The 20,051-nt window shown below is 34.9% G+C and carries 16 protein-coding genes and 1 pseudogene; all 17 read left to right on the top strand.

Annotation, left to right across the window (positions count from 1 at the left end; translation table 11 throughout):
• The first annotated feature begins 13 nt into the window (after window positions 1-13).
• The 17 genes and pseudogenes from COE25_RS17110 (at window position 14) to gnpA (ending at window position 20,037) form a co-directional block, all read left to right on the top strand.
• Window positions 14-1,534 carry an aldehyde dehydrogenase family protein gene (locus COE25_RS17110; protein WP_257208865.1) on the top strand — a complete coding sequence of 507 codons (1,521 nt, stop codon included), beginning with the start codon at window positions 14-16 and terminating at the stop codon, window positions 1,532-1,534.
• 36 nt (window positions 1,535-1,570) lie between these two features.
• The gene (locus tag COE25_RS17115) at window positions 1,571-2,686 is read left to right on the top strand and encodes a Zn-dependent alcohol dehydrogenase (RefSeq protein ID WP_098933440.1); all 1,116 of its coding nucleotides are present in this window, start codon (window positions 1,571-1,573) and stop codon (window positions 2,684-2,686) included.
• Between the two features lie 21 nt (window positions 2,687-2,707).
• Complete coding sequence (locus tag COE25_RS17120) at window positions 2,708-3,031, top strand: MFS transporter (RefSeq protein ID WP_098933441.1); 324 nt, start codon at window positions 2,708-2,710, stop codon at window positions 3,029-3,031.
• A gap of 103 nt (window positions 3,032-3,134) precedes the next feature.
• Window positions 3,135-4,025, top strand: coding sequence for a LysR family transcriptional regulator (locus COE25_RS17125; RefSeq protein ID WP_098933442.1), 891 nt, complete (start codon window positions 3,135-3,137; stop codon window positions 4,023-4,025).
• A gap of 170 nt (window positions 4,026-4,195) precedes the next feature.
• Complete coding sequence (locus tag COE25_RS17130; RefSeq protein WP_098933443.1) at window positions 4,196-4,420, top strand: S8 family serine peptidase; 225 nt, start codon at window positions 4,196-4,198, stop codon at window positions 4,418-4,420.
• A 56-nt stretch (window positions 4,421-4,476) separates the two neighbouring features.
• Window positions 4,477-4,665 (top strand): aspartyl-phosphate phosphatase Spo0E family protein, encoded by a 189-nt coding sequence (locus COE25_RS17135; RefSeq protein ID WP_088091058.1) that lies wholly within the window; start codon window positions 4,477-4,479, stop codon window positions 4,663-4,665.
• Window positions 4,666-5,120: 455 nt separating this feature from the next.
• The gene (locus tag COE25_RS17140) at window positions 5,121-9,293 is read left to right on the top strand and encodes an endo-alpha-N-acetylgalactosaminidase family protein (protein WP_256358552.1); all 4,173 of its coding nucleotides are present in this window, start codon (window positions 5,121-5,123) and stop codon (window positions 9,291-9,293) included.
• 54 nt (window positions 9,294-9,347) lie between these two features.
• The gene (locus COE25_RS17145; RefSeq protein ID WP_098933444.1) at window positions 9,348-9,560 is read left to right on the top strand and encodes an Ig-like domain-containing protein; all 213 of its coding nucleotides are present in this window, start codon (window positions 9,348-9,350) and stop codon (window positions 9,558-9,560) included.
• A gap of 23 nt (window positions 9,561-9,583) precedes the next feature.
• Window positions 9,584-9,661: pseudogene (locus COE25_RS32285) on the top strand (S-layer homology domain-containing protein); the annotation flags it as partial.
• Window positions 9,656-9,874: an S-layer homology domain-containing protein gene (locus tag COE25_RS32290; RefSeq protein ID WP_373605362.1), complete on the top strand. Its 219-nt coding sequence runs from the start codon at window positions 9,656-9,658 to the stop codon at window positions 9,872-9,874. The pseudogene COE25_RS32285 and the gene COE25_RS32290, both read left to right, overlap by 6 nt.
• A 313-nt stretch (window positions 9,875-10,187) precedes the next feature.
• Entirely contained in the window at window positions 10,188-11,963 is a 1,776-nt protein-coding gene (locus tag COE25_RS17155; RefSeq protein WP_180247525.1) for a sensor histidine kinase, read from the top strand.
• Between the two features lie 2 nt (window positions 11,964-11,965).
• Window positions 11,966-13,585, top strand: a complete 1,620-nt coding sequence (locus tag COE25_RS17160) for a response regulator (RefSeq protein WP_098933446.1) — start codon at window positions 11,966-11,968, stop codon at window positions 13,583-13,585.
• Window positions 13,582-14,199 (top strand): YesL family protein, encoded by a 618-nt coding sequence (locus COE25_RS17165; RefSeq protein WP_098933447.1) that lies wholly within the window; start codon window positions 13,582-13,584, stop codon window positions 14,197-14,199. Before COE25_RS17160 ends, COE25_RS17165 begins: the two co-directional genes overlap by 4 nt.
• A gap of 482 nt (window positions 14,200-14,681) precedes the next feature.
• Complete coding sequence (locus COE25_RS17170) at window positions 14,682-15,965, top strand: ABC transporter substrate-binding protein (protein ID WP_098933448.1); 1,284 nt, start codon at window positions 14,682-14,684, stop codon at window positions 15,963-15,965.
• Window positions 15,966-16,049: 84 nt separating this feature from the next.
• Entirely contained in the window at window positions 16,050-16,931 is an 882-nt protein-coding gene (locus COE25_RS17175) for a carbohydrate ABC transporter permease (protein ID WP_098933449.1), read from the top strand.
• Window positions 16,932-16,935: 4 nt separating this feature from the next.
• Window positions 16,936-17,814 (top strand): carbohydrate ABC transporter permease, encoded by an 879-nt coding sequence (locus COE25_RS17180; protein WP_098933450.1) that lies wholly within the window; start codon window positions 16,936-16,938, stop codon window positions 17,812-17,814.
• A gap of 48 nt (window positions 17,815-17,862) precedes the next feature.
• The gene (gene gnpA / locus COE25_RS17185; protein ID WP_257208866.1) at window positions 17,863-20,037 is read left to right on the top strand and encodes a 1,3-beta-galactosyl-N-acetylhexosamine phosphorylase; all 2,175 of its coding nucleotides are present in this window, start codon (window positions 17,863-17,865) and stop codon (window positions 20,035-20,037) included.
• Window positions 20,038-20,051: the final 14 nt, after the last annotated feature.

Here is a 20,051-nt window from a genome sequence, read left to right on the forward strand (position 1 = left end):
GGAGGTATGGATCGTGACCCTAGAAACCAAGCATTTTGAAGGCATTAAACAGCCCAAATTACAGTGGGCTCATGAATGGCTTAATACAACGAAAAGTCTCTATATCAATGGCGAATGGATAAGCAATTCTGGAGATAAAGTAATCGATTCTATCAATCCAGCGAATGGAGAAGTTATCGGGAATTTCCATTGTGCGGAAGAGCTGGATGTAGATGCGGCTATCCAAGCAGCAAGGATTGCTTTTACACAGGGTCCATGGAAAGAGATGAGCCGCAAGGATAGAGGAAAGGCTTTAAGGAAAATTAGCGCACTTATCCATGAACATCATGCGGAGCTTTCCACATTAGAAGCTCTTGATAACGGAAAATTATATAAAGAAGCGTACAACGATGATGTGCAAGAAGCAGCAGACTTATTCGAATATTACGCAGGCTGGACAGATAAATATTACGGCGAAAACAATCCAGTAGAAGGCAATTTCTTAAGTGTCACAACAAGGGACCCGATCGGTGTATGTGGCCAAATTGTGCCATTTAACTTTCCGATTCAGATGGCTGTTTTAAAACTCGCACCTGCATTAGCGATGGGGAACACGGTCATTTTAAAGCCAGCTGATAAAACTTCTTTTTCCGCTATTCGATTATTCGAAATCATTGACGAAGCTGGAGTATTGCCAAAGGGTGTTATTAACCTAGTCCTTGGTGATGGTACGGTTGGCTCTTATATTAGTCGTCATATGGACATTGATAAGCTATCATTCACAGGCAGTACACATGTCGGAAAACAATTAATCCGAGACTCAGCTGATAGCAATTTAAAACCAGTCACATTAGAACTGGGCGGTAAGTCACCGAACATTATTTTTAGCGATTTCTCAAATTTAGATGCCGCAATTGAGCGTTCTTTTTACGGATTATTTACCCATAAGGGTGAAAAATGTTCAGCACCGACCCGGTTATTTGCGCAACGTGAAATCTATGATGAAGTGGTCGAGAAAATAGCGGAGTACGCGAAAAATTATAAGTGCGGTGATCCGTTTGATCCTGCCAGTGATCAAGGGGCACAGGTATCCAAGCAGCATATGGAATCCATCTTAAATTACATTGAGAGCGGTAAAAATCAAGGTGCACGCATCGTCGCCGGTGGAAAACGGGACACAACGGGTGACAATGCGAAAGGCTATTTTGTCGAACCGACTATTTTTGCCGATGTGGATAATAACATGAAAATTGCACAGGAAGAGATTTTTGGGCCTGTTCTATGCATCATCCCATTTGATACAGAAGAAGAAGTAATCAAGATGGCCAACGATACGATTTATGGTCTTGGAGCAGGGCTTTGGACCGGTGATACTTCCCGTGCTCATCGGGTAGCCAATCAGCTTGAGGCGGGTATGGTCTTCGTCAATCGATATGGATGCTATGATTTTGCCAGTCCATTTGGAGGATTAAAGCAAAGCGGCTGGGGCAAAGAGTATGCGATTCATTCATTACAAGCATTTACAAAATCAAAAGCCATTTGGTTTGCATATTAAAAAATTACTAAAAAGAGGGAAAAGAGGGAAATGACAATGAACATGAACGCAGCAGTAATGACTGAAATCGGCGAACCTTTATCGATTCAACAAGTAGAACTTAGTGAACCAAAAGCGAATGAAGTGCTAGTGAAAATTAAAGCAACAGGTGTATGCCACAGTGATTTAAACTCTTTAAATGATCCGACTACACCGACACCAACGATTCTTGGCCATGAGGGAGCGGGAATTGTCGAAGCCGTTGGGGCAAATGTGACGAACGTCAAAATAGGCGATAAAGTTGCTTTAAGCTGGGTTCCATATTGCGGGACATGTGAGTTTTGTGTGACCGGGGAGGTTCACTTATGCGAATCTGCATTTGGTCCAATGTTTGAAGGAACGCTGTTAGATGGTACTACCAGATTGAGTCAAAATGGAGAAAAAGTCTATCACAATTCTTTATTATCCACTTTTGCAGAGTATGCCGTTGTTCCGGAAATGTCCTGTATAAAGCTGCCAGATGAAATGCCTTTGGCACAAGCGTCCTTGATTGGATGCGGAGTAGCAACAGGCTATGGGGCAGCAGTGAATGCGGCAGGTGTTACACCTGGCTCTACCGTAGCGATCTTCGGCATTGGCGGAGTGGGCGTAAATGCGATTCAAGGAGCGCGAATCGCTGGTGCTTCTAAAATTATTGCTTGTGACGTAAAACCTGCTAATTTGGAAATTGCCAAACAGTTTGGCGCAACTCATACAATCAATTCAGCTGAAGTGGATGTAGAAGCAGCACTAAAAGAACTGACAAATGGTGTTGGTGTTCATTATGCGATTGATTGTTCAGGTCATACAGTTGCCACTGAAAGTGCATGGAAGAGTACTAGAAAAGGTGGAACTGTCGTCGTCGTGGGCGCATTTAATCCTGAAAAAACGTTAAATATTCCAGCTGGAGGATTCCATCGAGTTGGAAAAGTATTGAAAGGAAGCTTTTACGGTAATGCGAAGCCATTCCGTGATTTCCCCATCATTGCTCAAATGTATTTAGATGGAAAGTTCAAATTAGACGAGCTCGTGTTAGATAGGATTGCATTAGAAGATATTAATCAAGCATTTGATTCTTTCCATGATTGCAATTGTGTAAATGTAGGAAGAGCAGTTATCGAATTTAACGATTAATTATTATAAAAAGCCACTCAAATGGAGGGTGTTAAAATTGAGGATTGTCAATTTAAACACCCTTTTTTTGGTGTAGCTATTACAGAAATTTTCAAAAGAGAAGTTCATGCAAGAGCGAAGTCAATTTTATTTGTTGCTCAGTTAATAGGGTCGGCTCTCACTTTATACTTTACTGGTTTAAAAGTAGATACTTGGGGCTGGCGCGTTATGTTTTATAATATTGGAGGCGTTGGTCTTGTTGTAACTCTATTATTAGCTAAATATTACAAACCGCCCAAAGTGATACAAACAGTACAAGATTGTAATAACATTCCCAAAATACTAATGAAGGGGATTTTAATGTAAAATCAAAAGACATTATGGTAACCATAACATTATTTTATTGATATTCAGCACTATACTAATATGCACCAGTCCAAAAAATTTGATAGTATGGAGAGCAACTATTATGGAATTAAGACATCTGAAAACGTTCAAATTCGTAGCAGAGTACTTAAATTTTACAAATGCTGCGCAAAAGTTAAACTTCTCTCAACCTGCTGTAACTGCACAAATTCAGACGCTTGAACAAGAATTGAAACAGGAGCTATTTATACGAAAAGGAAAGAAGACCTTTTTGACGCCTGAAGGTGAAATCCTTAAAATATACACGGATCAGCTTTTTTCCATAGTAGAGGAGATTGAATCATCATTCGCCGAACTTTCAAATTCGTCTGGCATTGTAACGATTGCCGCTAGTGAAAGCTATTGTACGAATTATTTTCCTTATGTCATTTCTGAGTACCTGAAGCTATATCCTCATGTACAGATTAAGTTATTTTCCTGTAAAAGGGATGAAATTATAAAAGGGATAGAATCAAACAAATACGATATAGGGATTATTTCGGGCGAGCTATATAAAAATGGAATTACAAACATCGTGATTGCAGAGGACGACATGGTTCTAGTGGTTTCTAAAGATTTATATGCTAGATACCCGGAAGACCAATTACTGACGAAATTTCCTTTAATTAAATATCAAGCTGACGGATATTTTGAAACGATGATGAGTAAATATTTGAGGCAAACGAATCTCTCATCACAAAACGTAATAGAATTTGGAAGTTTAGATGGTATCAAAAAGGCCGTATTGAATAAAATCGGGGTAGGGTTGGGATTCAGTGGCTGCATAAAAAAAGAAATTAGCAATGGTGATTTAGTCCCGATCCTAGTTACTGAGAACAAGGTAAAAGTAAAAACCTCTATCATTACGTTGAAGGAAAAAGAAAACGTAGTAACAATTCAATCTTTTATTAATGTAATCCAAAAAATTTGGAATAGCATTTCTACTATGGAGTAACAAAGCCGAACGATATTCTTTTAGTAGTGATATTACACCGTTATTAGTGGGGAGGTAACGTTATGACAGGTGGAACAGGTTCTGGTGCAATAACTTAAGAGCAATTGCAATGAATCTCTAACTCTTGGACATACGGATAATATTACTCTAAAAAAGAGGCATGGTCAGGGTTGAAAATTCAGAATTTTAAGAAAAATACGGTTGATCCTATTAAGCAAGATCTTCCAACAGATGTTGATAGAGAAATCACAACTTCTGTTGAGAGTATTCCTTATTTTAAGATTGACAAGTTACATAAGGAAGGCATTACCGGAGAAGGCGTAAAAGTAGCTGTTCTTGATACTGGGATTGACTATAATCACCCTGATTTAAAGGATGCATACAAAGGTGGTTAGGGCCGTTAATTTCGGCAGTCACATCAAGATAGAATTCTTACTGGAGAGTTATTTGAATGGAGAGTAAAGGGATGGATACTTTATTAAAACAGGTAACAAAAGAGATAGAGGAAAAGAGAAATGAATTATTTGATATTAATAAGCGGTATGGATTTCTGCATTCCAAAACCATTCAATGTAGTCAAGAGTTAGACAATTTATTAAATCAGTTATTCAAAATAAGGCATGATGGGGTGTGGTATTAAGCCATACTATATACAAAATTTGTCTGTTAATACCTATAACATGGTCTACTGCAGCAATCAGTGAACTCCATGTAGGCTAAAATTATCCGACTATCAAAAAAACAAAGAATAGTCAAAATTTAGATAAAATATATCATTAAGTATTAACTTAATTTGTTCTAATATTAAATTAGCTGGAAATTTGCAACATAACACATATTTTGATTATTAAGGGAGGTTTATGGGGTTTCATGAAATTATTAATAAGAGAGAGGGAAAGTGTATGAAGAAAAGGGGAAATTTAAAAGTTTATAAAAAAACAATTAGTTGTTTTTTATCATTATTAATGTTTACACAAGTATTTGCTTTTAATATTTCTTTTCTAGGTAAAAATGTTGTTTCTACAGCTTAAGTTAAACTAAAGATTAATTAAAAGCAATTGAGAAGAAATCGATTAAACCTAGAGGAGGTAAATCATGTCACTGTCAAAGATAATTAAAAACTTAGCAATTGTGGTAGCTTCTGCACAGATGATTAGCATTACAATTCCAGCATTTTCAGGAACTGCAGATGCTGCAGATGCTGCAGCTTATGATGGAATAATAGCATCAAATCAAATGAAAGTTGAGGTAGACAAGAATTTTCCAAGAGTAATAAAGTATGAGTTAAACAGCAAAGTATTAAATGGCTCAGAAGATGTATTAAACACAATAAGAATTAACGGAACAGACTATGTACCGAAAGTAACCTACACAGAAGCAGCAGATAATAAAGCTGACTATGTTCTAACCGTTGATGAGTTAAATGTAGTAATATTTCTATCCATAACAGTAAAAGAGAATACACTTGATTTTGAAGTAACAAAAGTGGAGGGAAATGGTACAAAGAGAATACACACCATTGAAATTCCAAACCATAGCTTGGCATCGGTAAGAAGTACAGAAGCGGGCGCAGAATTTGCCGGTTCCAGAATGGAAAACGCTGTTTATAAAAAAGGTGATGTGTATCAACCTGTATCAGGTACTCCTACGGTAGATAGTACACCAAAAAACTATATGTACGCGTTCATTAACAATGATGAATTGGCAGCAAGTGTTTGGTCCAATGCATTTGGTGATACAAATAAAGATGCAGACAATGACAACCACCGTATTGTTAAGCAGACTACAGAGAAAACGGGTTATTCTCGAACAGCTTTGTGGAGTGCTTCATGGGTATATCGTGGAAATGAAATGCCTGATGATATAACGGAGCCATTACCACACGCTAAAGTAGTGATCACAGAAGATGCAAATGGTGATGATCAAATGGACTGGCAGGATGCAGCTATTGCTTACCGTAATATTATGAACAATCCTGTTGGCAGCGACAGAATGTCCGAACTTGTTGTTCACCGTATACCAATGAACTTTGGTAGCCAGGCAACAAACCCATTCTTAAAGACATTAGATGAAACAAAAAGAATATATTTATCAACTGATGGGCTTGGACAGTTTGTGGAACTAAAGGGTTACCAAGCAGAAGGTCATGACTCGGCACATCCGGATTACGGCGGACATATAGGTGTACGTCAGGGCGGACAGAAGGATATGGATACACTTGTAAGAAAAGCACAGAGCTATAATGCTTTCATGGGTGTACATATTAGCGGCACAGGTGCTCACCCGGAAGCAAAGGCTTTCGATGATCAATTGGTGAATTTAAATAAACCTGGTTGGGACTGGATTGACCAATCCTATGACTTTGATGATCCAACCTACCGTAGAGAAGTTTATACTGGCAACCGAATGAAACGATTACAGATGTTAAAGGACGATGCACCAACACTTGACTTTATTTATGCTGATGCATGGTATGAACAGGGCTTTAATGGAAGAAGATTTGCAAGAGAAGTGAATTCTTTGGGATGGGCCCTTACTACTGAGTTTCCAAATGTATTAGAAGATGAAGCCGTTTGGAATCACTGGTCAGTTGATTATGATTACGGTGGAAAAAACATAAAGGGCTACAGCAGTGACATCGCAAGATTTATAAGAAATAACCAGAAGGATACTTGGATAGTTCGTCACCCAATCCTCGGCGGCACGGAGGCAACTGATGCTGAAGGATGGCAGGGTAGAGTAAATTATGATGAAATGATCGATGTTGTCTTCAAAACAAATCTACCAACCAAATATCTGCAAAGCTTCCCCATGACGAAGTACGATGTGAAAGACAATGTAGGGAGAGTTGAATTTAAAGGAAATGTTGTTGCGCAGAGAACAGATGATGGAAAAAGAACATTTACGAAAGATGGTAAAAAGCTTCTAGAAGAAGATGTAACAATTACGAAAGCTTCTGATGGAGGGAACATTTATGATAAGGTAACGTATTCAAACCTCAAATATTTGCTGCCATGGTCGCCAAATGCCGATAAGACAGATAGTGAATTGGCTAAAGTTGAAGAGAAATTGTACCACTACAATGAAGTTGGCGGATCATCGACTTGGGAGCTTCCAAATAGCTGGAACAATGTATCAACAGTTAAGTTATACACATTAACAGATACCGGTAAGAAAGATAAAAAAGTATTAAACGTAGTTGATGGCAAAATCACGATTGAAGCAGAACCAAAACAAGCTTACGTTGTATACAAAGGTGATGTTTCTGTAACTGCTGAAGATATGAAGTGGGGATTTGGAATGCCTACAAAGGATCCAAGCTTCAACAGCGGAACATTAGATCACTGGAAAGTAAAGAGCGGTGCTGCAACAGTAGAACGTAACAATCGTGGACAATATGAATTAGTAGTAAAAGAAAACAATGAAGAGACTTTATTAGAAACTAAATTATCAGGATTGAAGCCAGGAACATACTCAACTTCAATATATGTTCAGGTTGGCAATACACCAAACCGTACAAATGCTAGCGATCCAAACACTGCAGGAAATGCAAAACGTAAAACGACTATTGGTGTTAAAAATTTCGGCGGAGCAAACATAACTAACTATACTGAAAGTTCACCGCTTAAAAACTATATCTCAGCTGACTCAAAGCACAGCACAAATATGCAGAGAATGAGAGTAGTATTTGATATAGCAGAAGGACAGGAAACTGCAAAATTATACTTGCAAGTAGCTCCAGGAACAGCGACTGTAACATTTGACGATGTACGCTCTGTACCTACAAAGAGAGTTGTTCCACAATCTTCAGATGTAGTATTAGCTGAAGATTTTGAAAATGTTGACCAAGGTTTGACTCCATTTGTTATAGCAGATGCTGACGGAGTAAGTGATCCACGTACTCATTTATCAGAATTACACGCTCCATACACTCAAAAAGGTTGGAATGGAAAAGCAGTTGATGACGTATTAAATGGCGAATGGTCCATTAAGTCCCATAAAACTGGTAGCGGTCTCATCATGAGAACATTACCGCAGACTTTAAGATTCGATAAAGGAACAACTTACGAAGTATCATTCAAATATGAAAGTCAGTTTGATAAGAAGGTTAATTTCGTTGTTGGTAACGGTACTAAGGAAGTGATGAATGTACCAATGCCACAGGCAACCGTTCCTACACAGTTCACTGTTAAATTTACAGCAAGTACGGAAGATTTCTGGATCGGAGCAAGAAATACGGCCGGAAGTTCAGCAGGAGACTTTATCCTTGATGATCTAGTGGTTAAGGAAGCAAAGGATGCTACAATTGAACCGCTGCCAATTGCACCTGTTGACTTATCTGCTATTCCTGTAGATGGTATCAAAGCAAGTGCAACTGGTTATCAAGAAGGTGATAACCCTGAAAATGTTCTTGATGGAAACACAGGTTCATTGTGGCACACAGCTTGGGATGGAAGCGATACATTACCACAATCCATTACTCTTGATTTAGGTAAAGCTTACAATGGAAACAGATTAGATGTAACTCCAAGACAGGAGACTAATAGTAGAGGAGAAGCAAGTGGTAATGGCTTCATTACAAAATATGACCTATATGTTAAGTATGCAGGTGCTGAAGACTTTACTAAAGTTGTTTCAAGTGGAACATGGGAAAGAACAGTTGCTACAAAACAAGTAGCAATTGATAGTTCAAAGCCAATAACTCATGTTAAGTTAACAGCGTTAGAAGGTATTAATGGTTGGGCGAGTGTAGCTGAGATGAGAGTTGCTCAAGAAGCTCCATCCATTACTGGACCAGATACCGTTGAGGTCAGCACATCAGTGGGAATGCACCCGGAAATGCCTTCAACAGTAAAGGCAACATTGAGCAATAACACAGAAATGGAATTGCCAGTTCAATGGCCAGCAATTGCCCCTTCAAAATATGCTGAAGAAGGATCATTTGAAGTAGTAGGACACATTAATGGCGTTGAAGCTGCAGCTATTATAGCTACTGTAACTGTAACGGCTAGTGAAGAAGTTGATATAGTAGATGCAAAAGTGATGAATGTTTACACTACAGTAGGAACTTCACCTGTTATGCCAGAAACTGCGAAGATGTTCACATCAAATGGTACAGTTATAAATGTACCTGTAACTTGGGATAAAATAGCTAAAGATAGCTATAAGAATGTTGGATCATTCAGCGTAAAGGGTAGGGTAACAGGAACTAAAATAAAAGCTCAGGCTATTGTTATAGTTACAGATCCAAGGGACTACAATCACTGAAATTCCTGAAGTAAAATTAAGTATAGTAATTGGTAAAACACCAATACTCCAAGCATGCTTGAAGTAAAATTAAGTGATAATACAAAGACTTTTGTATCTGTTACATGGGACAGCATTTCTGATAATCAAATAAGCAAGGAAAATGTGTTTATTAAAAATGGTGTGATAGAAGGTACTGACAAGAAAGCTGTTGCAGAAATTACAGTAAAAGAAGATCCAAAAATTGCGTTGAAGAAAACTGCAACCGCAAGCAGTCAGCAGAAGTAATGCAGTAGTTATGGGTTCAGCCATTCATTCAAACACTTGTTAAAGCTGGTTTCATTACGGGATACGAAGATGCTACATTCCGTGCAAATCATGAAATAACCAAAAGTGAATTTGTCGTTATTATTGTTCGTGCGCTGGGTCTTGAAGTAAATACAAAGTTAACACTGGCGTTTGATGATGCAGATCAGATTCCAATATGGGCAAAACCATATGTGGTAACAGCTGCAGAAGCAGGTTTGATTAAAGGGAATGGGGATGGCAAATTTAATCCTAATACCTACTTTCTCTCTTTCAATGCTAGATTACGTGAATAAAAATAGCCAGCGATTAAACTTGCTGGCTATTTTCATGTCATATAGTAGCTTTGAGGAAGGCTGTTGATGAGTTTGTATCGAAGAAAAATACTGTAAATATGACAATACTTCCTAAGACAGGCTCCTTTGCAGATACTAATATGTTAGTTGGGCTTTGACCAATCATCAGCACTATAGGCATTGGTTTATTCAGAAGAAGAAAAACTATAATGAGATAATTCTTTATAAAGAGCATTTACATTTTTCGTAGATGCTCTTTAATATTAATATTATATGCCATTTTATACTATTATTAAAAAGAGGTGGTAATTTTATGATAAATAGTAAAAATATGTCGAAAAAGTTTATTAGTAGCTTTATTTTATTTATAGTTATACCCTTTATTATCACTAGTGTTGTTATTAATAAGCTTTATGAAGGAGTTTTGGTTTCTCACTACAATGAAAAGACTCAGCAAAATATGGAACAGCTATCAATGGATATTGAGCTTGAGTTAAGGCGGATATCCCTCAATGTAGCAAAGGTTTCAAATGAAAATGAACTATTACTCCTTGTAAATAGTTGGTATGAGGAAAAGGATTCTGTTAAAAAGATTGAAATTTCCACAAAGATAGAATCAAAGCTTGATTATTTATTTGCCTATCAAGGGATGATAAATTCAATAGTATTTTTTTCAAAGAATGGCCAGATATTTAAGTATAAAGACCCTCTATATAAAAATGATTCTGATGTAAAAGACAGTTCATTGTATAAGGAAAGTATAAAAAATAAAGACAAAGTATTTAGTATAAATAATTTTAATAGTTCTGATGATGTAAATGCTAAAGGAATTGATTTTTTAGTTGGAATTAGTCCAGAATACAGTTGGTACAATACAGCTACTGAGTTTATATATTGTGAAATTAAAACAGAGGCACTAAATTCTATCTATTCAAGATTTACGAATGATTCTGTAGGAAAAATGATTATCGCTGATCCTAAGGGGAAAATTGTAATATCACCGGATAAAAGTTTGCTTGGAAAAAATGTTTCTCAAGTAGAATATCTTAAGGATATTAACAATAAGGACAATAATTTTTATAAATATAATTATAAAAAAGACACTAAGTATATATCAAAATACACCTCAGAAAAGCCAGGATGGACTGTTATCAATATAATTGACGATAAGGCACTAACAAAAGATACAACTAACATTATGAAAATACTATTTGCCATATTTGTAGTATTCAATTTGTTTTTTATTTTATATTGTAAAACCTTCTTTAAAGATATTTTAAAGCCAATAAAAGAACTTATAAAAAAAATGAAAGGTATTAAAGATGGAAGGCTTGATGAAATCACAAATATAAATACTAATTTGGAAGAAATTAATGAGCTAGGAAGCAACTATAATAAGATGATTAATGATATTAAGAACCTTATGGTAGAGAGGGATTTGAAGGAAAGAGAACGTTCTAAGGAAGAAATGAAGGTCTTACAAGCTCAAATAAATCCCCACTTCATTTATAATACCTTAAATGTAATTAAATTAATGGCTATGATCTCAAAGGCAGAGAACATTAGAAAGGTAACAGATTCCTTTATGAAGCTTTTATCTGCAACCTTTAGAAGTGAATCCACCTTTATTACTGTAAGAGAAGAATTGGAATATCTTGATAATTATGCAGATATAATGAAGGTTCGGTTTGGAGATGATTTCAATTTAGTGGTTAAGGTGGAGGAAGAAGTAAGAAATCTTTATATTATAAAATTGATATTACAGCCTATAGTTGAGAATGCAATCGTACATGGAATAAATGAAATTGATGGAGAAAAAAATATCATTATAGCTGGATATGTGTCAGAGGAAAATCTTATCTTTGAAGTTGAAGACAATGGTAGAGGGATCACAGAAGAAGAAGTTGAAAGAATTTTTACAAGTAAAGAAAAAAGCAACACAAGCTTTAATCATATTGGGATAAAAAATATTGAAAGCAGGATAAGACTGAATTGTGGACAAGGGTATGGAATAAAAATAGAAAGTGAAAAGAATAAATTCACAAAAGTAAAACTTATACTTCCTATACTAATGAAAAGGGAGAGCTAAATATGTATAAAATGCTTTTAGTTGAAGATGAGCCTATTGTAAGACTTGCTTTAAAGTCCTTGATAGATTGGAATAATTATGGTTTCGATGAGGTTTTAGAGGCATCTAATGGAAAGAAAGCTTTAGAGATAATTAAAGCTAGAGGGGATGTTGATATAGTAATAACAGACATTAATATGCCAGTTATGAATGGCATTGAGCTTATTGAGGAAAGTAGACGGCTTGGCATTAATACTGAGTTTTTAGTGTTAAGTGCTTATGATGATTATACACTTGTAAGAAGTGCCTTTAAGCTCGGAATAAATGATTATATTTTAAAAACAGAAATGGAACCGGATAAAATTCTTAAAATGGTTATGACTGCTTTAGAGGACGAAAAAAGAAAAAAAGGTAGTAAAAATCATAGTGTTAATAGAAATGAACTTGTTAGGAAATTAATTGCTGGAGATTTTACTGAGAAGGATTTGGAGAATAGTGCACTAAGATTAAAAGGAGAAAATTATATTTGCTGTTCTCTACTTATTGACAGTTTTCAGATAGTTAAAAAAAGGTATGAGGATAATGATCTTAAGGAACTTATGAGTTCTGTTACAAATGCTGTTATTCAACTGTTTGAAGTAGTAAATATGGGAGAAATTCTACCAATGTCTCCAGAAGAATACGGGATTATTTTAGCCTTCGACAATTCATATGTTAACTGTTTAAAGGAAAAACTTTCAGATATTTCAAATAAAATAAGAAATGCTCTTTTAAATTTCTTAAATATTGAAGTAACTATTGGTATAAGTGAGGTTAGCAGCGATATTACAAAGATAAGCTCACTAATTGATGAAGCACAGAAAAATGCTAGATTTAGATTTATTTATGGCAAGGGAAAAAATATTTATCCTGAGAATGTAGAAGAGTTAAATAAGATAAAGAAAAATAAGAATTACAATATAACTCAACAAATAGTTATAGAAATGAGTAAGGAAAATGGGCTTTTAGAAGCGTTAGATAGATTAGATGAAGAAAAGTGTTTAGAAGAGATGAAAAGGGTTTTTCAGTTGAATGAACTATCCGGAGCAAGAGAAATTGAAAGCTTTTATATTTATTATTTAGAGATAGTATTAATGGTAATTTACTACATAATTAAGGATGAAGGAGATAATCTTGAAGCTATTATTGAGGAAGATTTGGATTTTTATAGCGAAGTAAGAAAATTTGATACTAAATTAGAAATTGAGGAATGGATACTAATGCTTCTAACAAGAGTTATTAATTCTTTAAGAAAAATAAACCAGAGGGAGAATGCGGCAATTAAAAAGGCAAAGGATTTTATTCATAATAATTATGGAGATAGAGTTACCCTAGATCTGGTAAGTAAATCTATAGGCTTTAGTAAGGCATATTTCAGTAAAATATTCACAGAAGAAACAGGGTATAACTTTACTACATATGTAACTAATATAAGGATAGAAAAGGCCAAGGAGTTTTTAGCTAAAACTGATATGAAGATATATGAGATATGTGATAAAATCGGTTATCCTAACATTGAACATTTCAGCAGGACCTTTAAAAAACTTGTAGGCATTAGCCCTATGCAGTATAAAAATGACAGAATGGGGAGGTGTTCCAAGTGAATGGAGGAAAAATAATGAAAGGATTATTTAGCTTTGAAGGACCATTGTACAAGTTTTGTGTATTAGTTTATGAAACCTTTATGTTGAATTTATTATGGTTTATAGGAAGCTTGCCAATAGTGACAATTGGAGTTTCCACTTCTGCACTATATTATGTTTATGGAAAAAAGGTAAGAGAAAATAGCTATAACATATATAGTGACTTTATTAAGGGATACAAAGAAAATTTTAAGCAAGCTTTACCTATAGGAGCAGTTATAACAATAATTTTATCTTTCAGTATTTATAACATATTTAAATTAAATAAAATGGGCAGTGCTTATCTATGGCTTCAGGGCTTTCAACTATTTATTATCTTTCAAATACTACTTATAAGTGTTTTTATATTCCCTTTAATAGCAAGGGTTAATATGAAGCTTATTGATATACTTAAGAATTCACTTATATTAACTTATAAACACATAGTTATAAGTACTACCTCTGTAGCACTCCTTATCGCACTAATATTATTTACCATATATAAGCTTTCCTTTGGATTATTTTTCGTTAGCTTTTATGCGCTTGTTTCCACCTATTTTATTGAGAAGGTACTTAAAAGATATATTAAAATCTAAACCTAGTAATAAAAACACCTGTACTTTTGCGAGGGCACTGAAAAACCTACGGTTTTTAGAGGGGCTCTTTATCGTACAACTCAAAAAGACGACTTAAAAATTCACATATGTGAATTTTGAGTCGTCTTTTTCAATCTTAGGGGGCTATTTTTCCCTAATCTGGAACGATTGTTTGTGATGGTTATTCTGCCTAAGATAAGTTGGAAGGCGTTACCTGCGAATCAATGGTCAAAAAAGATTCAGACAGAATGTAGCAAGTAAATGAAGTAAGCCGTATTCGATTGAAAAAATCAGAATATACTGCTATTTGTGATGCGTACCGGAAAGGTGCGCTTATTTTTATAATTCGGGCTTACCTTTAATCAATTATGCTAGTTTAAATCAAGAGGATAATATAAATCAAAAAAACATTAATATATATCATTCAATGATATTGTAAAAATAATTAAAATATAACTATAAAGTGTGAAGGGGGAAAAAAAGTGATTAAAAAGAAATTATTAAAAAATTTAAGCTTAGCTTTAGTAGCAACAACACTACTAAGCACCTTTGCTGTAGGATGCTCAAATACAAAGAGCGCATCAACAGCTAGCGATAAAAAGGTAACACTAAAAATGGCTCTTTGGGGAGACGACGAGTATAAGTATATGACAGAAACTAAAAAGATAGCAGATGCTTATAAAAAGGTGCATCCAAATGTAACTATAGAAGTGGAAAAAGTTGGAAAAACTGAATATGATAATACAATGAAGATAAGAAGCACAGCAAATCAGCTGCCAGATGTATTCCCAATTAGACAAGCAAATCTTTCACTTTATGGGGATATTATGGTACCTCTAAATGATTTAAAGGCAACTGAAAACAATTTATATGCTAAGGAAACTATGATTAAAGGAAATGTAATAGGGTTACCAGAAGCAGTATTTAATGAATTTGTTTTTTACAACAAGAACATTTTCAAAGAATACAATTTAGAAATACCTAAGACTTGGGATGAGTTTATAAAGGTTTGTCAAACAATAAAAGATGGTAAGAAATATACACCACTTGCATTGGGCTTAAAGGATTCTTGGGTAAATTATCCACTTAATGAATATATGCCAATGCTTGAAGCAGGAGATGGACAATACTACAACAAGATGGCTACTAAGGATGAGCCTTTTACAAAAGGACAGCCATTCTACAATGCATATACAAAGATTCAAAAATTATATGATGCTAAGGTTTTTGGAGATGATCCATTAGGATATGGTTGGGATCAGCAAAGAGCAATGTTTGTAGCGGGAAAAGCTGGTATGTTAGCAGCTGGCTCCTGGTATAAGAGTGATTATAACCAAAATGGAGGTAAGGATGAGAATTTAGGAGTTTTCTTATTACCAACAAGGAATACTACTAGCGATCCATTCTACAATACTGCAATGACTGAATTCTTCTGGGGAGTTCCTAAAACTAGTAAAAATCAAAAGGAAGCAAAAGAATTCCTTGAATGGTTCTTTGGTGATTATTATACTCAGCTTGTTTCTACTCTTAGTATAAAGCCTACAATGAAGGGTGTAAGTTATAATGATCAGTTCTTTGCTCAAGCCTTTGATGGTGTTGATGCTAAGTCAGTAACTGTTTTCTATGATGATAAGTATAACAAGGTAAAGAATGCCATGAAATTTGACGTTAATGGCATAGGTCAACAGATGGTGGCAGGCAAAACTAGTTTAGATTCTATAATGAATGATTTAAATGCACAATGGAAAAAAGCAAGAGGTAACTAAAAAGTAAAATAATTAATTAAAAGAAGAATAAGGTGCCTTTAGCTGCTTTATTCTTCTTTTAATTAGCAGGCTAGGAGGCGGGTTATGTTTAAAAATATTGAGTTAAAGATGCAGAAGAACATAGTGCTAGTTACATTTTTATTTATTCCCACTATTTTAATAAGTTTATTTATGATATACCCAATAATAAATCTAGTAGCATTAAGCTTTACAAGCTGGGATGGACTGAATCCTACAAAAACCTTTGTAGGATTAAAAAATTTCAAGAAAATAATATTTGATTCACCGGAGGTATGGGTATCGCTAAAAAATAACGCTGTATATTTTGCGGGGCATTTGCTTTTTATACCTATTGAATTATTTTTAGCATTTTTATTAGACAATAGAGTGAGATGCAGTAAGATGTTCAAAACTATTACATTTTTACCCTATATAATTAACACAGTTGCAGTTGCATGTATGTTTATCTTTCTTTTTAGCTCACAAGATGGAGTGTTAAATAGTATGCTCCAGTTTTTTCATTTGAATAAAATAGGATGGCTTAGCGACCCGGAAATTGTTAATTATTCTCTTACTGGAGTTTCTATATGGAAATTTTCTGGTATCCATATAATACTTTTTTTAGCGGCATTTCAATCCCTTCCAACGGACATGATTGAAGCATCTATTATTGATGGAGCAAGCACCTTTAAACAGTTTTATCACATTGTATTACCAAATATAAAGCCTGTTGTTGAAATAGTATTATTTTTGAACGTGCGAGGAGCCTTGCAGATATTTGATATTCCTTATGTTATGACTAGCGGTGGTCCCAATCATGCTAGCGAAACTTTTACATTACAAACAATAAATACAGCCTTTCAATATCAAAATTTTGGATTAGCCTGTGCAATGGCAATTGTATTGATGATAATAATAATAATTTTCTCCATTATTCAAAAAAAATTATTTAACTTAAAGGGGTGAGAAAATGGAAGCTAACTTAGAAATAAAAAAGGAAACCACTATTAATATTACAAGGAGATCTGTCAGTGGAGGTGGAGTACTAAAAATACTACTATTTATATTTATATCAGCTATAGTAATTTTGCCAATACTAATTACAGTTTTTGCATCATTTAAAAGCTTACCTCAGATTGGTTCAGAATCAGCACTTAAACCACCTACTAGTCTTAATTTTGAAAATTATAAAGAGGTTCTTAAAAGTGCAAATGTGTTTATTGGATTTAAAAATTCCATGATATTGGTTGTAGCTGCAGTTGTTATAAATTCTATACTTAGCACTATGGTTGCATATTGTTTAACTAGATTTGATTTCAAGTTAAAAAAAGCATATTTTGCTATATTCCTAGTTGGATTAATAATACCAGGTATTGTTACTGAAATATCAAGATTTGGATTAATGACTAATATTCATGTATATGACACTCTTTTAGCACCTATACTCATATATGCCGGTGCAGATTTAATGCAAATATACATTTATAATCAGTTTTTACAGCAGATACCGGTTTCAGTAGATGAAAGTGCCATGATGGATGGAGCATCATATTTTACAATTTACTGGCGAATAATTTTTCCTATGGTGATTCCTGCAACAGCTACTTTAGGCATACTTAAAGCTGTTGATGTTTTAAATGACATGTATATACCATTTTTATATATGCCCGGAGTGGAGCATAGAACTTTAAGTACTTTACTTTTAAATTGTATACAAGATCCTAGAACTTCTTCTATTCCAATGCTAAGTGCAGCAGCGGTTATAGTTATGATTCCAACTCTATTAATCTACTTTATATTCCAGAAATATATTTTTAGTGGAATAGCAGCAGGTGCTGTGAAGGAATAGTGTGTTGTAGTGAAAATCCAGTGTTCCGAGTAAAAGGAGGAAAAGGCAGTGATAGAAGAATTAAGAAAAGGTAGATTTACTTTACCGGCGGAAACAGGAATTGATAATGAGGTTAAGAGAATTATAGAAAAATGGGGAGCAGATGCCATTAGAAATAGTGATGGTACTATACTATCAAAGGAATTAATGGATATGGCAGTAAAGGTATACACAACCTATTTAACTGTTAGAAATGATCAACAGTGGGCCTATTCCCATAGAGATCAACTGCAAATGCAGTATTTAATGTCTAATCATAATACCGCTGCAAACGAGGTGTTAGAAATAGACCTTTTAGATGGATACTTTAATAAACAATTTGAAATAGATAAGGACCATGATATTAAAAGATATTGGGAGGTTATAGATAGAACTAGTGGCGAGTTGTTAGATGTGAACCACTGGGAGTTTGATTGCAACACTCAAAAGGTTGTAATCAACAATGCTAAAAAGTGGCATAGATATACTGTGAGTTTTTTAGCATATCAAGTTTGGGATACAACTCAAATGTATAATCATCTAACAAATAATTGGACTACAGCACCGGAGATGCCTTATGATGCAATCCATGAAGAAACCAGGGAGCATATCTTTAGCTATTTAGATAATTGGCTTAAAGAGAATCCCAGTGTAGATGTTGTTAGATTTACTACATTTTTTTACCACTTCACAATAGCTTATAATGACAAAGCAAAGGAAAAGTTTGTTGATTGGTTTGGATACAGTGCTAGTGTAAGTCCAAAGGCCATGGATGAATTTGAAAAGGTAAAAGGCTACAGGCTAAGAGCAGAAGCTTTCGTTGATGAAGGATATTATAATTCCCCCTTTAGAGTACCTTCTAAGGAATTTTTAGATTGGATTGATTTTGTTCAAGGCTTTGTAGCTGAAAATGCTAAAAAATGTGTTGATTTATGTCATAGCTATGGAAAAGAAGCAATGATGTTTTTAGGTGATAACTGGATTGGAACAGAACCTTATGGAGATTATTTTGGAAACATTGGACTAGATTCAGTGGTAGGCTCTGTGGGAAGCGGAGCTACTTTAAGATTAATTTCCGATATTCCTCACGTAAAATATTCAGAAGGAAGATTTCTACCATATTTCTTTCCAGATACCTTTTATGAAGGTGGAAACCCAACAAAGGAAGCAGTAGAAAATTGGGTACAAGCAAGGCGTGCAATACTTAGAAAGCCAGTGGAAAGAATGGGTTATGGTGGATACTTGAGTCTTGCGCTAAAGTTTCCAGAGTTTGTAGAGAAGATAGAAGAAATCACTAATGAGTTTAGAGAAATCCATTACAAGATGGAAGGAACCAAAGCTTATACTGCCAAATTTAAAGTAGCTGTGTTAAATGCTTGGGGAAAGCTTAGAAGCTGGCAGACTAATATGGTGGCACATGCTTTATGGTATAAGAAAATATATTCTTATGTAGGGGTAATAGAATGTTTAAGCGGTATGCCAGTTGATGTGGTATTTATGAGCTTTGAAGATATAAAGAAAAAGGGCATACCGGAAGATATAGGTGTAATTATAAATGCTGGTGATGCTGGCACAGCATGGTCAGGAGATAAGTATTGGGTAGATGATGAAGTAACAGGTAAGTTAAGAGAATGGGTACATAATGGAGGCGGATTCATTGGAATAGGTGAACCAACTGCATATCAGCATCAAGGTAAGTACTTCCAGCTCTCAGATATACTAGGTGTGGATAGAGAAATGGGCTATACATTAAGTTATACTAGACATGATAAGGCGCAAGAGGAGACCCACTTTATATTACAAGATCAAAAGTCAAAGATAGATTTTGGCGAAGGAATGAAGTATGTATATAGGGTTAGCGATAGCACACAGATTCTTTCAATGGATAATGGAGATATAAATCTTGCTGTGAACGAATTTGGCAAGGGTAGAGCAGTGTATATATCAGGACTTCCTTATACACCAGAAAACGTAAGAATTTTATTAAGAGCTTTATATTGGGCAGCAGCTAAAGAGGAGGAAATGTTCACTTGGTATACTTCAAACAGCAATACTGAGTGTGCAGCATACCTGCAAACAGGCAATGTGGCAATTATAAATAATTCAGATAAAGTACAGGAAACAGAAGTTTACAGAGATAAAAATAGTGCTGTTAAGCTTTCACTAAAACCTTATGAAATAAAATGGATTTGTATGGAGCTATAAGGAGCGATATTTCA

This window comes from Bacillus sp. AFS031507, from assembly GCF_002584635.1.
Lineage (GTDB): Bacteria > Bacillota > Bacilli > Bacillales > Cytobacillaceae > Neobacillus.

Excerpts from the sequence above, each read along its gene's own strand:
- COE25_RS17115 (WP_098933440.1), top strand. The coding sequence starts at position 1,571 with ATGAACATGAACGCAGCAGTAATGACTGAAATCGGCGAACCTTTATCG.
- COE25_RS17120 (WP_098933441.1), top strand. The coding sequence starts at position 2,708 with ATGGAGGGTGTTAAAATTGAGGATTGTCAATTTAAACACCCTTTTTTT.
- COE25_RS17125 (WP_098933442.1), top strand. The coding sequence starts at position 3,135 with ATGGAATTAAGACATCTGAAAACGTTCAAATTCGTAGCAGAGTACTTA.
- COE25_RS17135 (WP_088091058.1), top strand. The coding sequence starts at position 4,477 with ATGGAGAGTAAAGGGATGGATACTTTATTAAAACAGGTAACAAAAGAG.
- COE25_RS17140 (WP_256358552.1), top strand. The coding sequence starts at position 5,121 with ATGTCACTGTCAAAGATAATTAAAAACTTAGCAATTGTGGTAGCTTCT.
- COE25_RS17145 (WP_098933444.1), top strand. The coding sequence starts at position 9,348 with ATGCTTGAAGTAAAATTAAGTGATAATACAAAGACTTTTGTATCTGTT.
- COE25_RS17155 (WP_180247525.1), top strand. The coding sequence starts at position 10,188 with ATGATAAATAGTAAAAATATGTCGAAAAAGTTTATTAGTAGCTTTATT.
- COE25_RS17160 (WP_098933446.1), top strand. The coding sequence starts at position 11,966 with ATGTATAAAATGCTTTTAGTTGAAGATGAGCCTATTGTAAGACTTGCT.
- COE25_RS17175 (WP_098933449.1), top strand. The coding sequence starts at position 16,050 with ATGTTTAAAAATATTGAGTTAAAGATGCAGAAGAACATAGTGCTAGTT.
- COE25_RS17180 (WP_098933450.1), top strand. The coding sequence starts at position 16,936 with ATGGAAGCTAACTTAGAAATAAAAAAGGAAACCACTATTAATATTACA.